This window comes from Tateyamaria sp. ANG-S1 (assembly GCF_000814025.1).
In the GTDB taxonomy this organism is placed as follows: Bacteria; Pseudomonadota; Alphaproteobacteria; order Rhodobacterales; family Rhodobacteraceae; genus Tateyamaria.
In genome coordinates, this window is sequence record NZ_JWLL01000001.1 from 155,262 (window position 1) to 169,756 (window position 14,495).

Sequence of the window (14,495 nt, forward strand, 5' to 3'; positions counted from 1 at the left end):
ATGGAAAACACGCCCGATCAGATTAAAGATCAGTTGCTGGATGCAGCACTGATGCACGTGCCCTTCGACGGCTGGTCCGAAACGACACTCAAGGCCGCTGCAGCGGATGCTGGCGTTGACATGGCGATGGTGCGCGCGGTTTGCCCGCGCGGTGCGGTCGATCTTGCAAGGGCCTATCACGACAGGGGGGACGCCGCGATGGTCGAGCGTCTCGAGACCGAAACACTGCCAGACCGTTTCCGGGACAAGATTGCGACGGCCGTGCGGTTCCGGATCGAGGCTGTGACGGACAAGGAAGCGGTGCGCCGCGGCACGACACTCTTTGCCCTGCCGATGTATGCCGGTGACGGGGCCAAGGCGATCTGGGGCACTGCCGACAGGATCTGGACCGCCCTTGGCGACACATCAGAAGACGTGAACTGGTACACCAAACGCGCCACGCTCTCCGGCGTGTATTCGGCGACAGTGCTCTATTGGCTGGGTGATGACAGCACGGACAACCAGGCGACCTGGGCTTTCCTTGATCGGCGCATCGACGATGTCATGCAGATTGAAAAGGCCAAGGCACAAGTGCGCGACAGCAAGGTCCTGTCGACACTCTTTGCCGGACCCAACTGGGTGCTGGACAAGATCAAGGCACCCGCGTCCAGCCCGCGCAGCGACATGCCCGGCTCCTGGTCATCCCCGCGCAACTGACCACGCGACAATCGCTCCGATCTGCACCGCAACGACCAACAGGTTTGTTGCGACAACCGGGCTTGAGAGGCCGACCAAAAGGGCTGTCGCCGCCTTGTAAGTGATCTGTACGCTAAACAAAGCCAACGTCATGGGAACGGCCCAGCGATGGCCGATCACATGAAGTCCGATCAGTCCAAGGCTGACCGCCGCGATAGCAATGTAAACACATGTCAGGATCCGCCGCGCGTCCGTATCGGGACCAAAAGCGGCATCCATCCCGCCCGAAAGCAGCCCAAGGATCACCGGTCCCAGGATCACGATGTTCAAACACAGCGCGGCAACCAGCATACGGGTTCCTTTCCCCCTGATGACCAAGGTACGGTGCGCAAAAGGAAAGGGATCAGAATGGGTCAGGACATGCGCGCCATCGAAATCAATGCCCCGGGCGGGCCGGAGGTCTTGCAGCCGGTCACCCGCCCGCGCCCGCAGGCCGGGCACGGCCAGGTGGTGATCGAAGTGGCCTGGGCGGGCGTGAACCGCCCCGACGCGCTGCAACGCGCCGGGCTCTACAACCCGCCGCCAGGGGCAAGCGACCTGCCGGGGCTTGAGGCGTCGGGCACCGTGGTCGAGGTCGGCCCGGGGGTCAGCGATCTGGCCGTGGGCGATCAGGTCTGCGCCCTTCTGCCCGGCGGCGGTTACGCCGAATATGTCGCAACACCTGCCGCGCATTGCCTGCCCGTGCCGGATGGGATGGGGCTCAAAGAAGCGGCGTGTTTGCCCGAGACGTTCTTCACCGTCTGGTCCAACGTGTTCATGCGCGGTGGGTTGAAAGGCGGGGAGCGTTTCCTGGTCCACGGCGGCTCTTCCGGCATTGGCACGACAGCCATCCAGCTCGCCCATCACTTCGGTGCACGGGTCTTTGCCACCGCCGGATCGGACGAAAAATGCGCCGCCTGCCGCGATCTGGGGGCAGAGGTCGCCATCAATTACCGCGACGCTGATTTCGTAGAGGTGCTGAAAGAGCAGGGCGGCGCCAACCTCATCCTCTGCATGGTCGGCGGTCCCTATATTCGCCGCAACCTATCGGCTTTGGCCGATGACGGGCGACTGGTCCAAATCGCGTTCCTGCAGGGACCCAAGGCCGAAGTGAACTTCGCCCCGCTGATGATGCGCCGCCTGACCATGACCGGCAGCACCCTGCGCCCACAAAGCGATCTGGCCAAGGCGCAGATTGCCCGCGACCTGCGCGAAGCGGTCTGGCCGCTCTTGTCTGCGGGGCGCATCGGACCGGTTATGGATTCGGAGTTTCCCCTGAATGACGCTGCAGCGGCCCATGCCCGCATGGAAAGCTCGGGCCATATCGGCAAGATCGTCCTGGAGGTCGCGGGTGGCTAAGCCCTGATCCCAAGGCCGCTTGGCAGCGACGACATGATTAGGGGGCGCTGCCCCCATCGCTGACGCGATTCCCCCGTGGTACTTTCAGTCAGAAGAAACGGAATATTAAGGTTAACGCGCTTTTCTGATGAGACGGTACAGGCTGTGGAGCCGATGGCCGTGTCAGGAGAAGCGATTGCTTCCCTCCTTCGCCCGCGGTGCTCACGTTGGATGAGTGGCGCGGGCGTTTTCGTTTCTTCTGACCAAAAATACCACCGCCGGAGGCTCCGACATCAGCAAAAGGCGCAACGCAGACCGTTTTGCGCGCCCTTCCCAATTCGCACCCTTGAATCGCCAAACGAATCGAGACATTAGTGTCTCATGCGAGACACTAATGTATCAACCGAAACCCATATCCTCGAAGCCGCCTTTGCGGTGTTCAGCCAGAACCCCGGCGCTTCCCTGGCCGATGTGGCCAAGCACGCAGGCGTCGGCAGGGCGACATTGCATCGCCACTTCTCGGGTCGCGATGACCTGATCGTGGCGCTGACCCTGACGGCAGCGCGCGAACTGGATGAAGCTGTCGAAGAAGCAACAAAAGACTGCCAGACCTACACGCATGCGCTTGAGGTGGCGCTCGGTGCCATCCTCCCCCTCGCGGCCCGCCACATGTTCCTCGCCACCGAACCCGCCGCAAACGATCCGCGCGTGGCCGAAGTCTACGCCAACCAAACCCGCGACCTGGCCCATGACATCGACATGGCCAAGGCCGAGGGCGCGTTCGATCCGCACATCCCAACCGAATGGATCGTGCAGGCCTACGACAACCTGATCTACGCGGGCTGGGCCATGGTGACCGCGGGCGACGCGACCCCCAAACAGGCCGCCGCACTGGCCTGGCGTACCCTCACACAAGGAACCGCAAAATGACGCTCGAACAGCTCGAACTTCTGGGCTCCCGCATCGACGAGGTTTTCCTCCTGATCGGCGCTGCCATCCTGCTCATCGAACTGGCCGAAGTGCTGTTCAAGGGCAGCCACAAGGGCCGCACCATTGCGGAAATGCTGGTCAGCGCCAGCACGCAGATCCCCTCGATCGCGGTGCAGGTCTTCATCCTGACCGGCGCTTACATCATCTACTACATCCTGGCTGAGGTCGCCCAACCCTGGCAGATCCCGCTCACATGGTGGGGCATCGCGCTGGCCATCATAGCCGCCGATTTCACCTACTACTGGGAACACCGCATCGCCCACCAGGTGCGCCTGCTCTGGACGCAACACGCCGTCCACCACTCCTCGCGCGACTACAACATCATCACCGGCATCCGCTTCGGCCCGCTTGAAGGGGCGTGGAGCCTGATCATACACATCCCTCTGGTCTTCCTTGGCTTTTCGCCCGAAATGATCTTTTTCGGCATCATCGTCGTGCTGGCCTACCAGACCTGGATCCACACAGAGGTGATCGGCAAGCTGGGCTGGTTCGACAAGGTCATGAACAGCCCCGCCAACCACCGCGTCCACCACGGCTGCGACGACAAGTATATCGACATGAACTACGGTGGGATCACTGTGATCTGGGACCAACTCTTCGGCACTTATCAGGCCGAAGAAGAGACCCCTCGCTACGGCCTGAAACGCGATTTCGACAGCCGCAACCCGATCAAGGTGTGGTTCTCGGAACTCCCCGGCCTCTGGCACGACGTGACGCGCGCCCGCTCTTGGGGTGAGGCATGGCGCTACATGATGCGTCCGCCGGGTTGGAAACCGTCAGCGGACCGGGGTGAATAGCGCGTCCTTCGCCGTACAGTCTCGCACCACGTCCTGCCCGCAGGGCACCGGGTCGAGGTCGCGGGACAGGCATATCCGGGCCTCCTGGATATGCCCCTGCCGACAGGTGATCGTCACGCCGTCGGGCTCCAGCCTGGGATTGGCTTGCAGGAATGCCTCTTCCACCACTGACGCGGGCAGTTTCACCGTCTTGTCCAGCTTGCGAAACACCTCTGGCCGGACCACGCGGCCATAGGCTTCCCGTGAAAGCGCGTAATAGGCGGGCGCAGACAGACCGGAACAAACCCCGTGTTTCTTCCACTGATGCCAAGCGAGGCCAGACGTTCCCATGATGTCAGCCATGTCCCGCGTCATCGCGCGAGAGGGTGGGCGCTCAGCCGTCTGGCAATACTCCGGCCACCCGCGATGATATTGCGGCCACAACCCATGCAGGATCCAACCGTGGTCATGCCGCGCATCGCACTGGTCCGATCCGCGCGCGTCGCCTTCATAGGCGCACCAGTTCGGCGACCAGCTCAGCGACAGAACGTAATAGTCGAAGACGCCGCTTCTGTCTGATTGCGCCCAGACCGGCGACCAGATCAAAAGCAGGAAAAGGGCAAATACACCGCGCACAATGTCACTCCTTCGCAGGGGGTTCCAGACCGGTATTTCGATAGAGCTGGTCTATGCTCTCAGCCAGCTCCTGTGCTGACATCTTTCCCGCATCAACACGCGGTTGAAATATCTCCCGCAACATCGCCGCACTCTCATCAACTTCGCGGCGACGTTCAATCCGCACCACGCGGGTTTCCAGGTCAAGCAAGGTCTCGAATAGGTTGATCGACGTCGCCACTTCACTCTGCATCTCAGCAAATCCGTTCGTACAGGTCTCCAGCCATTGGCTGCGTGCGCGCTCCATGGTCGGGTCTGCACCAGCCGCCGTCAGCAGTGCTATAATCTCGGGATAAGGCGCGCGAGATGCGTAGTATGGTTGCGTCACGAGATAGGGAACAAGGGCAAACGGGTTGTCGATCTGCGGATGACAGGCGCGCAACGTCTGCTTGATGCCAAGCCGTGCGTGGTCCAGCGCGGTCAACCCGTTTTCGTCGACCTCGTCTATTTGAGCGACAATTCCTGGATGAGCCAGTAACGGCTCCATGAGAAATGCGTAGCCGTTCTTTGCAACCGCCATGAGGGCCGGCGCGCCCTCTGCTAAAATGGCATCTGCGTCCGTTTCGATAAGGCTCAGAAGCCGGGCAGTGGCCTTCTCTTCGATCGCCGTCCACTCTCGGTCACTGCCACCTGTGCGCTCTGCGAGCCTGTAGATCTGGTTGGCGATATCGTTGGTCAGTTCAGACACCGAGGCTGGAGCATTCTCCTGCGCCCAGGCCCCTGTCACCATCACCAGCCACATCAAAACAACACGCATCAGGCTTTCCTTTTCCGTTCCGCCCGACTATATCGGCGTGAAGTTCCCCGACAACGGAAACCCGCCCCGACCTCCAGGGCAGCCTATTTCAGGCGACGGGACAGTTATGCATAGGAGCATGTGACAATGGCAAAACCGATCATGGCCAAGGCAACCGCCGTCTGGCTGGTGGACAACACGACGATCAGCTTCAAGCAGATCGCCGACTTTGTTGGCATGCACGAGCTGGAAGTGCAGGGCATCGCTGATGGCGACGTGGCCGCAGGGGTCAAGGGCTTTGATCCCATTGCAAACAACCAACTCACGCAGGAAGAGATCGACAGCGCCGAAGCAAGCCCGCTGCACAAGCTGAAGCTCAAGTTCAACGCCGCCGCCGTGGGCGAGGAAAAGCGCCGCGGCCCCCGCTACACGCCTCTGTCGAAGCGTCAGGACCGCCCCGCCGCGATCTACTGGCTGGTGAAATTCCACCCCGAGCTGACCGACGGTCAGATATCGAAACTGGTGGGCACAACCAAGCCAACGATCCAGTCGATTCGCGAACGCACCCACTGGAACATCGCCAACATCCAACCCGTCGATCCGGTCGCGCTGGGCCTGACCAAGCAGTCCGAACTGGACGCCGCCGTGCAAAAGGCTGCTTCGAAGAAAGCCGCCGAAGGCTCCGTCATGTCCGACGACGAACGCCGCAAGCTGGTCAGCACCGAACAGTCGCTTGGCATGGAAGCCGAACCCAAGATCCCGACGGCCATCGAAGGGCTGGAGACCTTCTCGCTCGCTGATGATGACGAGGACGACAAGGAAGATGAAAGCACCCTCGTGGACGCTGACAGCTTCTTCAACCTGCCCAAGGGCGGTGGCGACGACGAAGACGAACAACCATAAAGTCGGGAACCTTTTCCCCTCTTGCCGCGTTGCAGCGTCATGGACGCTACAAACATGAACATCCCCAAATTGCCGCCTTGCACAAAGGCGGCAATTTTTTTGGACTTCGACGGGACACTAGTGGACATCGCGCCCACGCCCGACGGCATCCATATCCCCGACACGCTGCCCGCGCTGCTGAACGACCTGTGGGACCGGGCAGGTGGCGCGCTGGTCCTCATATCCGGTCGCGCAGCGGGCGACCTGTCCGCATGGCTGCCCGACTACACGGGCCTCATCGTCGGTGGGCACGGGGCAGAGTGGCGGCGCGATGGACAGGTCACGCCCCGCGTGGACCTCTCGCCAGACAGCCTCGACACGCTGCGCGACGCCGCCAGCGCCTTCGCAGGCACACACCCGCCCGTCCTGCTCGAAGAAAAACCAACCGGCCTCGTCCTGCACTACCGCGCCCAGCCCGACCTGCAAGACACGGTCGAAACCTTCACCGCTCATCTCGCCCAGACCCACACCGACTTCGAAGCGCACCCCGCCAAGATGGCGATCGAGATGCGGCCGCAGGGCGTGGGCAAGGACCTCGCCATGGCCGACATCATGGGGTTCGACCTCTTCTCCGGCCGCACGCCGGTGATGATCGGCGACGACACTACCGACGAACCGGCCATGGAATGGGCCCAAAAACAAGGCGGGCTCGGGATCAAGGTCGGCCCGGGCGAGACGAAAGCCCACCATCGCTTGCCTGACACGCAAGCCGTGCATACCCTGCTCAAACACTGGGCCTGAGGCCCAAGGAGATCCCGTAGTGACTGCCCGCCTCATCGTCGTATCCAACCGCATCCCGACCGAGGCGGAACCATCCGGCGGGCTGGTCGTCGCCCTTCACGACTGTCTCACGGCGCAGGGCGGCGTATGGATCGGCACCAGCGGCACGCCTGTGAAAACACCCGAACCCGAACTGCGCCAGATCGCCGAAGGCGCCTACACCCGCATGGTCTTCGACATCTCCGAGGACGAGCACGAAGGCTACTACCTCGGCTACGCCAACTCGGTCCTCTGGCCGCTCTTCCACCGGCGCGCCGACCTCATGCACGTGCAGCCCGAATACGCGGACCACTACATGGCCGTGAACACCCGGCTCGCCGACATGCTGGCCGACTTCGCGCAGCCCGATGACCTCCTCTGGATCCACGACTACCACTTCCTGCCGCTGGCGGCGCTGCTGCAAGAGCGTGGCGTGACCTGCCGCATCGGCTTCTTCCTGCACATCCCGTTCCCCGTGGTCTCCGACATCCTCGCCCTGCCGCAGGCCAACGACCTCAAGGATTGGGTCGCCGCCTACGACGTCTTCGGCGTCCAGACCGAAGGCGACGTCGCCCGCGTCATGGCCCACTACCGCGACGACCCTGACGCGACCTTTGACACCCAAGGGCGGATGGTTGCCCTCGAAGATGGCGTCGCCCCGCGCCACTTCCCCATCGGGATCGACGCACAGGATTTCGCCGCCCTCGCTCTGGCCCAGGCCGACGCGGTGCCGCTCGCCATGACACTCGGCCAGAAACTCGTGCTGGGGGTCGACCGGCTCGACTACTCCAAGGGGCTCGTGCACCGGTTCGACGGCTTCGCCGCCTATCTCGAGGCGCGCGCACCCGACACGCCCAAGGCCACGTTGCTGCAAATTGCACCCCCCTCGCGCGAGGATGTGGACGCCTACAAGGACATCCGCACCGAGCTGGAACAGGCGGCGGGCATGATCAACGGCGCACACGCCGAACTCGACTGGACCCCGATCCGCTACATCCGCCGCAATGTCGAGCGTGACACGCTCGCCAGCGTCTACCGCCGGGCGGACGTGGCCATGGTCACGCCGCTCGCGGACGGCATGAACCTGGTGGCCAAGGAATTCGTCGCGGCACAGGACCCCGACGACCCCGGCGTCCTGATCCTATCCCATTTCGCGGGTGCCGCCGAACAACTCACCGACGCACTGATGGTGAACCCCTATGACGCGGCAGAGGTGGGAGAGGCCGTGCAAACCGCCCTCACTATGCCGCTGGCCGAACGCAAGGCGCGGCACGCGCGCCTGCTCGAAAACGTGATGACCGAAAACATCGCATGGTGGACCCGCAGCTATCTGGGTGCCCTGCGCGGCACGGGCTGAAGACGGCCTTCCCCTCGGCCCACGCCAGCCGTAGGGTGGCCGTGATCCAAGCTGAGGGCCCGTTCGATGAACCAATACGCTGCCATGTCCACCACCCCGACCGCCCCCATCATCTGCGACCTGCGCAGCGATACGGTCACACGGCCCGATGCCGTCATGCGCAAGGCGATGGCCGACGCCGAAGTGGGCGATGACGTCTTTGGCGACGACCCCACGGTCCACCGGCTTGAGGCGACGCTCGCCGAACGGCTAGGTAAAGAAGCGGGCCTGTTCCTCGCCTCCGGAACACAAAGCAATTTCGTGGGCCTTCTGACGCATTGCAGCCGGGGGGAGGAGATCATTACCGGCCGCCCTTACCACATCCACAGATACGAGGCCAAAGGCGCCTCTGTCCTCGGCGGCATCGCCTTCGAACCGCTCGATCCAGCCCCTGACGGCGCGCTTGACGCGGGTGCGATCTCGGCAGCAGTCAAGGAGGACGACCCCCACATGCCCGTAACCCGGCTCCTGGGCCTCGAAAACACGCACAATGGCATCGCCATCCCGCTGACCCGTCTGGGCGAAGCGGTGCAGGCGGGCCGCGACGCGCGTCTCGCCGTCCACCTCGACGGCGCACGCTACTTCAACGCCATCGCGGCGCTGAATTGCCCCGAACAGGCGCTGGCAGACATGTTCGACAGCGTCTCGATCTGCCTGTCCAAAGGGCTCGGCGCCCCCATCGGCTCCGTCCTCCTCGGCCCTGCGGACCTCGTCGCCCGCGCCCGGCGCTGGCGCAAGATGCTGGGCGGCGGGATGCGGCAGGCGGGCGTGCTGGCCGCCGCAGGCCTGCACGCGCTCGACCACAACACCGCGCGCCTCAGCGAAGACCACGCCCGCGCAGCAACCCTTGCCGATGCCCTGCGCCCCTTCGGCGACGTGCAGCACGCCACCAACATGATCTTCTTCACCCCGCCCGGCGGCGTGACCGAGGCGCTGCCGCAGCACATGGCCACCCACGGCGTGCAACTGACCGGGTCCACGGGGACAACGCGGCTTGTGCTGCACAAGGATGTCACGGACGAGGGACTGCAGGAAGCGATCACCGGGTTCCGCAGCTTTTTCGGGGGTTAGGGGCGCGAACCTTACCCAAGAGTTAAAGCGCCCGCACAAACCTTAACGCCGAACATTCGTTAACGGAGTGTGACTGGCGTTGGGCCAAGCAAAACACGCAGTTTCAGAGCTAAAATGTGCAGTTTGTGCAAAACCCACGGTTTGCGGTCTGTCTTGGCCGGGTCAAAACACGCAGTTTCTCCCCGAAACTATGCAGTTTGCAAAAGTTAAGCCACCGCACGGCGCCTTAACACATCACAGCGCCTTCCGAGCCCGCAGCGCCGCCGTGATCGTCCCGTCATCCAGATAATCCAGCTCACCGCCAATCGGCACCCCTTGGGCAAGCGAGGTCAGTTTGACCTGTCCCTCAAGCTGATCCGCGATGTAATGCGCCGTGGTTTGTCCGTCGATTGTGGCATTCAGGGCCAGGATCACCTCGCTGATATTCTCGGTCTGCACCCGATCAATCAGGCGCGGAATCCGCAGCTCCTCCGGCCCAATCGCGTCCAGCGCCGACAGTGTCCCACCCAGCACATGATAGCGCCCCTTGAACACGCTCGCGCGTTCCATCGCCCAAAGGTCGGCCACATCCTCAACCACGCAAAGCTCTGAATTCCCACGCTTTTCCGAGGTGCAGATGTCGCAAATGTCGCTGGTGCCCACATTTCCGCAATTCAGGCATTCCCGCGCCGTCACGGCCACAGTCTGCATCAGATCGGCCAGCGGTGTTAGCAGCAGCGCGCGCTTGCGGATCAGGTGCAGCACAGCCCGCCGGGCCGAGCGTGGTCCAAGCCCCGGCAGCTTCGCCATCATCTCGATCAGGTTGTCTATGTCGCGCGTGCTGCTCATCGCACTGATCCTATTGCGCTTTTTGCAGAACAAAAAGGGTCTGTTTCAGTTCACTACTTCTCAACCCGGCGCCAGTACGCTGCGGTCAATTCGCAATGAGGTTCAGGTGGTCAATGCGCGTCGGAAAGAAATTTATATATTTGTTTTTGCTGTCTTTTCTGGTCCCTGCATGGGCGCATGCCTGCGCATATCCCACCAGCTTGCGCACGGTGAATACCACGCTGATGACCATCCTGAACGCAGGCGGCGATGTCTCTGTCCACCACCGCAATGCGCTCCGCCGCAGCCTGAACCGGATAGACACATCCGCCTTTCTCAACACACTGGAACAGGATCTTCCGCGCCGCGACCGGCGCGCAGCCAGTGCTGTTTTGACAAAGGCCCAGGCGCTGGCAAGCGGTCGTGGCCTGCGGGTGGAAGAGGGGATGCGAGACCAAGTAATCCACCTGGCCGGTGCGGCGGACAAGGCATGTTCGGGTGCCGAAAATGCAGCGACATCGGGCGAAGCTGCCAGTGGTGCAGAACAGGGCATCGCGCGAAACACGGGGCAGGGTGGGCGACCGCTGACGTTTCGCGAAGGTGTGGTCAGGCTCAGCCTGACTTTCACCATCTATTTGATTTTCCTGGCTTTCCTTCTGGGTGTGCGCCGTCAACTCAAGGAGCGTGCAGCCCGTAACCAGCCTAAGGAAGATGACCAACCGATCCGAAACATGGACCAGTCCGCGACCTGAAACCGTTCAGAAGGGCAGCTTCATCCCCGGCGGCAGGCCCAACCCTTCGGTCAGCTTGCCCATCTCTTCCTGTGCACGTTCCTGTGCCTTGGCCTGCGCGTCCTTGATCGCAGCCAGGATCAGGTCCTCGACCACTTCCTTGTCATCGCCGTTGAAAATCGACGGATCGATGTCGAGCGCGGTCAGCTCCCCCTTGGCGGTGGCCGTTGCCTTGACCAGCCCCGCGCCGCTTTCGCCGGTAACGGTGATGGTGTGCAGCTCGTCCTGCATCTCCGCCATCTTGGTCTGCATTTCCTGGGCTTTTTTCATCATCCCGGCCATGTCGCCGAGCCCGCCAAGTCCCTTGAGCATCTAACTCTCCGATCCATCTGTGCCGCCTGTGCGCGGCTTGGTGTACAAAACAATCCCGACACATATCGCAGCGACGGCCACGATGAACAAGGTGGGCGGGCCAATGCAGCCTTCGACCATCGCTTGCGGGCGCACGCCAGTGGGGTCAGCCATGGTGACTACGGTGATGAACACCGTCCACAGGATCACAGCGGCAAGCCCGATCCACTGATGGCGAAACCTCAGCGCAATCAAGGAGATAAGCAGGAGCGCGATGCCTGCGGGCGAGAGAAACAGGCTGACGGCTTCACCCACCATTCCAACCGCTTGACCATCCCAACCCGGCCGCGCCTTGTCACAAACCTCGGCCCAGGTGGCGGTCGGAAACAGCGCCAGCAAAAGAGACGTCGCGATCTGTTGCAGCCGGATCATGCCATGCCGTCCGGTAACCGTGCGACGATCTTCAACTCGACGCAAACCCCGTCGATTGCAAACCCCGCCACCTCAATCGCCGTCCAGGCAGGATAGGGGTCTTGCACGTAATCTGCCCGAACCGCCTTGAACGCCTCAAGGTGATCCCGCAGGCCAACATGAAAGCTCGTCATATCAACGACATCGCCCCATCCAAGGCCACCTGCAGCCAGAACTTCCGTCACCGTGTCAAAGGCCACGCGCATCTGCGCCACCGGATTGGCAGACGGCGGGCCGTCCACAGGGCAGCCGTTGAAGCCCGTCAGAAACACGTGATCGCCCGAGACAAGCGCGGGGGACATGCGCCAGTCGCGCACGAGGTCCTGCATGCCCTCCGGCACAATGGCGCGCGGATCAGTCTTCTTCAAAGGGGTCCCACTCGTCATCCACTTCAGGGAGCGCTTCGATATGCGCTTCCTGCGCGATCTCTTCGGGCGTACGGATCGCGGTGATCTTGGCCTTCGGGAATTGCGCCATCACGGCTTGCACCAATGGATGCGCTTCGGCCTTTTCCTTCAGTTCCAGATCGGCCGCATCGCGCACTTCCGCGATGGTTTTGGCTCCACCCTCGCTAACCACCGACACGCCCCAGCGACTGCCGGTCCATGCTTGCAAACGTGCGCCCAGACGCTGGGCGAGGTCACGGGGTGCCGCATCCGTCGGCTCGAACTCGATCCGGCCAGGCTGGTAGGCGGCAAGGCGCAGGGTTGTCTCAACCTCGACCAACAGCTTCACGTCGCGGTTCGAGCGGATCAGTTCGATCACGTGGTCAAAGGTCGGGTAACGGGCGAGGGCGATCTCTGGGTCATGCGCCAGCGCCGTGGTTTGGCCCGCCGCATTCGGGTTCGACACCATGCGCGCCTGTGCCTGATGCACGGCCTGCGCGCCTGTGCTGCCGCCGCCGGGTGCAGAGGGTGCAGAGGCAGGTGCCGCAGGAGGAGGCGTCGCGTTTTGCAGTTTCTTTACAAGGTCTTCGGGGCTGGGCAGGTCGGCCACATGCGTCAACCGGATCACTGTCATTTCGGCAGCCATCATGGCGTTCGGCGCACCCGCAACCTCGTCCAGCGCCTTGAGCAGCATCTGCCACAGCCGGGTCAGCACCCGCATCGGCAACGTCTCTGCCATCTGCAGACCCCGGCTACGCTCGTCGGGCGAGATGGTGGGATCATCGGCGGCTTCGGGCGTGATCTTGACCACGGATGTCCAGTGCGTGATCTCGGCCAGATCGCGCAGCACGGCCATCGGGTCCGCACCGTCGGCGTACTGGGCGCCAAGCTCGGTCAGCGCACCGGCGGCATCGCCTTTCAGGATCATATCGAACAGGTCGAGCACGCGGCCACGGTCCGCCAGACCCAGCATCGCACGCACCTGATCCGCGGTGGTCTCTCCGGCGCCGTGGGAAATCGCCTGATCCAGCAAGGATGTTGCATCACGGGCGGACCCTTCGGCCGCGCGGGTGATCAGTGCCAGCGCGTCATCTGCAATCTCGGCCCCTTCGGCGGTGGCAATCTTGCGCAGCAGAGCAATCATCACCTCAGGCTCGATCCGGCGCAAATCGAAGCGTTGGCAACGGGACAGAACCGTTACCGGCACCTTGCGGATCTCGGTCGTGGCGAAGATGAATTTGACGTGGGCCGGCGGCTCTTCCAGTGTCTTGAGCAGCGCGTTGAACGCGCTGTTCGACAGCATGTGCACTTCGTCGATGATGTAGATCTTGTAACGGGCCGAGGCGGCGCGATAATGCACGCTGTCGATGATCTCGCGGATGTCATTGACCGAGGTGTTCGAGGCGGCGTCCATCTCCAGCACATCGACATGCCGCCCTTCCATGATGGCCCGGCAATGCTCGCACACGCCGCAGGGTTCTGTCGTCGGGCCACCGTTCCCGTCCGGCCCGATACAGTTCATCCCCTTGGCGATAATGCGCGCCGTGGTCGTCTTGCCCGTGCCGCGAATACCCGTCATCACAAAGGCTTGCGCGATCCGATCCGCTTCGAAGGCGTTCTTGAGCGTGCGCACCATGGCGTCCTGGCCGACAAGATCGGCAAAGGTTTCGGGCCGGTATTTGCGGGCCAATACCTGATAGTTCTGGGTCTCGTCTGACATGGGCCTCGGCTGGATTCGGAGTGACTTGGCGACACTACGGGGCAGGGCGCGCGGCGTCCACCGCTGCCTTTACAAGCGGTCCGTCATCTGTCGGATCACGTCCGAATTCCGTCGCGCGCGGGCGAGGATCCAGCCCCCCTGTATCAGCATGAACAGGTGTTCGGATTTCGCCTGCGCATCCTCTGCCGACAGCCCAAGCCGCGCGGCATGATCGTGCACTTCGGCGATCCATCCTTCGTAGATGTGGTTGGCGTGGGCGCGGAAATCCTCGTTGTCCGGCCCTTCGAACAGGGTGGCGGCGATGGGGCACGTGTCCCAGCCTGTGATGTCAAAGAGTTTGGCAAGCTTGTAGCAGAGCGTTGTGGCGCCGTCCTTGAATGTGCCAGCCCCGTCGAAGCTGGTCGCGATCAGGCGCAGCATCTCGTCCGAAGCCCATGTGGCCGCCGCCATGGCCAGATCCGATTTCCCGTTGGGAAAGTGATGGTAAAGCGACCCCTTGGGGGCCTTTGCCTCGGCCAGAAGGTCGGCCAAGCCCACACCATGATAGCCCCGCGTTCGGAACAATGTGGCGGCAGACAGGATCAGTCGGTCTTTGGTGGGCAGGGCGCGTTCGGTCATTCTTTGACCTTGAC

General features: G+C 62.7%; 18 protein-coding genes. 9 read left to right on the forward strand and 9 right to left on the reverse strand.

Annotated features, from left to right (window positions below; translation table 11 throughout):
- Window positions 1-696 carry a COQ9 family protein gene (locus RA29_RS00840; protein ID WP_039682001.1) on the forward strand — a complete coding sequence of 232 codons (696 nt, stop codon included), beginning with the start codon at window positions 1-3 and terminating at the stop codon, window positions 694-696.
- Here the strand turns inward: RA29_RS00840 and RA29_RS00845 are convergent.
- Window positions 679-1,026: a hypothetical protein gene (locus RA29_RS00845; RefSeq protein ID WP_039682003.1), complete on the reverse strand. Its 348-nt coding sequence runs from the start codon at window positions 1,024-1,026 to the stop codon at window positions 679-681. The two genes, RA29_RS00840 and RA29_RS00845, sit on opposite strands and share 18 nt — an antisense overlap.
- A gap of 57 nt (window positions 1,027-1,083) precedes the next feature.
- Between RA29_RS00845 and RA29_RS00850 the strand changes: the two genes are divergently transcribed.
- From RA29_RS00850 to RA29_RS00860, 3 genes are all read left to right on the forward strand, one after another.
- Window positions 1,084-2,073: an NAD(P)H-quinone oxidoreductase gene (locus RA29_RS00850; RefSeq protein ID WP_039682004.1), complete on the forward strand. Its 990-nt coding sequence runs from the start codon at window positions 1,084-1,086 to the stop codon at window positions 2,071-2,073.
- A gap of 360 nt (window positions 2,074-2,433) precedes the next feature.
- Window positions 2,434-2,982 (forward strand): TetR/AcrR family transcriptional regulator, encoded by a 549-nt coding sequence (locus RA29_RS00855; protein WP_039682007.1) that lies wholly within the window; start codon window positions 2,434-2,436, stop codon window positions 2,980-2,982.
- A complete protein-coding gene (locus RA29_RS00860; RefSeq protein ID WP_052249391.1) occupies window positions 2,979-3,839 on the forward strand; it encodes a sterol desaturase family protein in 861 nt (286 codons plus the stop codon). Before RA29_RS00855 ends, RA29_RS00860 begins: the two co-directional genes overlap by 4 nt.
- Here RA29_RS00860 and RA29_RS00865 read toward each other — a convergent pair.
- Window positions 3,819-4,454, reverse strand: coding sequence for a ribonuclease T2 (locus RA29_RS00865; protein ID WP_052249392.1), 636 nt, complete (start codon window positions 4,452-4,454; stop codon window positions 3,819-3,821). The genes RA29_RS00860 and RA29_RS00865 overlap by 21 nt on opposite strands.
- A 4-nt stretch (window positions 4,455-4,458) precedes the next feature.
- Complete coding sequence (locus tag RA29_RS00870; protein ID WP_152612883.1) at window positions 4,459-5,250, reverse strand: ankyrin repeat domain-containing protein; 792 nt, start codon at window positions 5,248-5,250, stop codon at window positions 4,459-4,461.
- A 126-nt stretch (window positions 5,251-5,376) separates the two neighbouring features.
- Here RA29_RS00870 and RA29_RS00875 point away from each other — a divergent pair, with 126 nt between their 5' ends.
- The 4 genes from RA29_RS00875 to ltaE all read left to right on the forward strand — a co-directional run bounded on the left by RA29_RS00875 (window position 5,377) and on the right by ltaE (window position 9,397).
- A complete protein-coding gene (locus RA29_RS00875) occupies window positions 5,377-6,132 on the forward strand; it encodes a DUF1013 domain-containing protein (protein WP_039682013.1) in 756 nt (251 codons plus the stop codon).
- A gap of 54 nt (window positions 6,133-6,186) precedes the next feature.
- The gene (gene otsB / locus RA29_RS00880; RefSeq protein WP_052249408.1) at window positions 6,187-6,912 is read left to right on the forward strand and encodes a trehalose-phosphatase; all 726 of its coding nucleotides are present in this window, start codon (window positions 6,187-6,189) and stop codon (window positions 6,910-6,912) included.
- Between the two features lie 19 nt (window positions 6,913-6,931).
- A complete protein-coding gene (locus tag RA29_RS00885; protein WP_039682014.1) occupies window positions 6,932-8,287 on the forward strand; it encodes a trehalose-6-phosphate synthase in 1,356 nt (451 codons plus the stop codon).
- Between the two features lie 66 nt (window positions 8,288-8,353).
- Window positions 8,354-9,397 (forward strand): low-specificity L-threonine aldolase, encoded by a 1,044-nt coding sequence (gene ltaE / locus RA29_RS00890; protein ID WP_082029389.1) that lies wholly within the window; start codon window positions 8,354-8,356, stop codon window positions 9,395-9,397.
- A 234-nt stretch (window positions 9,398-9,631) separates the two neighbouring features.
- Here ltaE and recR read toward each other — a convergent pair whose 3' ends face one another.
- Window positions 9,632-10,225, reverse strand: a complete 594-nt coding sequence (gene recR, locus RA29_RS00895) for a recombination mediator RecR (RefSeq protein ID WP_039682016.1) — start codon at window positions 10,223-10,225, stop codon at window positions 9,632-9,634.
- A 209-nt stretch (window positions 10,226-10,434) separates the two neighbouring features.
- Between recR and RA29_RS00900 the strand changes: the two genes are divergently transcribed.
- Window positions 10,435-10,956 carry a hypothetical protein gene (locus RA29_RS00900; RefSeq protein WP_193743432.1) on the forward strand — a complete coding sequence of 174 codons (522 nt, stop codon included), beginning with the start codon at window positions 10,435-10,437 and terminating at the stop codon, window positions 10,954-10,956.
- Window positions 10,957-10,962: 6 nt separating this feature from the next.
- Here RA29_RS00900 and RA29_RS00905 read toward each other — a convergent pair whose 3' ends face one another.
- The 5 genes from RA29_RS00905 to RA29_RS00925 form a co-directional block, all read right to left on the reverse strand.
- Complete coding sequence (locus RA29_RS00905; protein WP_039682021.1) at window positions 10,963-11,307, reverse strand: YbaB/EbfC family nucleoid-associated protein; 345 nt, start codon at window positions 11,305-11,307, stop codon at window positions 10,963-10,965.
- A complete protein-coding gene (locus tag RA29_RS00910; protein ID WP_039682023.1) occupies window positions 11,308-11,718 on the reverse strand; it encodes a hypothetical protein in 411 nt (136 codons plus the stop codon).
- Window positions 11,715-12,125: a RidA family protein gene (locus tag RA29_RS00915; RefSeq protein WP_241462524.1), complete on the reverse strand. Its 411-nt coding sequence runs from the start codon at window positions 12,123-12,125 to the stop codon at window positions 11,715-11,717. The genes RA29_RS00910 and RA29_RS00915 overlap by 4 nt, the downstream gene beginning before the upstream one ends.
- Window positions 12,112-13,863, reverse strand: coding sequence for a DNA polymerase III subunit gamma/tau (locus tag RA29_RS00920; RefSeq protein ID WP_039682025.1), 1,752 nt, complete (start codon window positions 13,861-13,863; stop codon window positions 12,112-12,114). The genes RA29_RS00915 and RA29_RS00920 overlap by 14 nt, the downstream gene beginning before the upstream one ends.
- Window positions 13,864-13,932: 69 nt before the next feature.
- Window positions 13,933-14,481: a TetR/AcrR family transcriptional regulator gene (locus tag RA29_RS00925; protein ID WP_039682027.1), complete on the reverse strand. Its 549-nt coding sequence runs from the start codon at window positions 14,479-14,481 to the stop codon at window positions 13,933-13,935.
- Window positions 14,482-14,495: the final 14 nt, after the last annotated feature.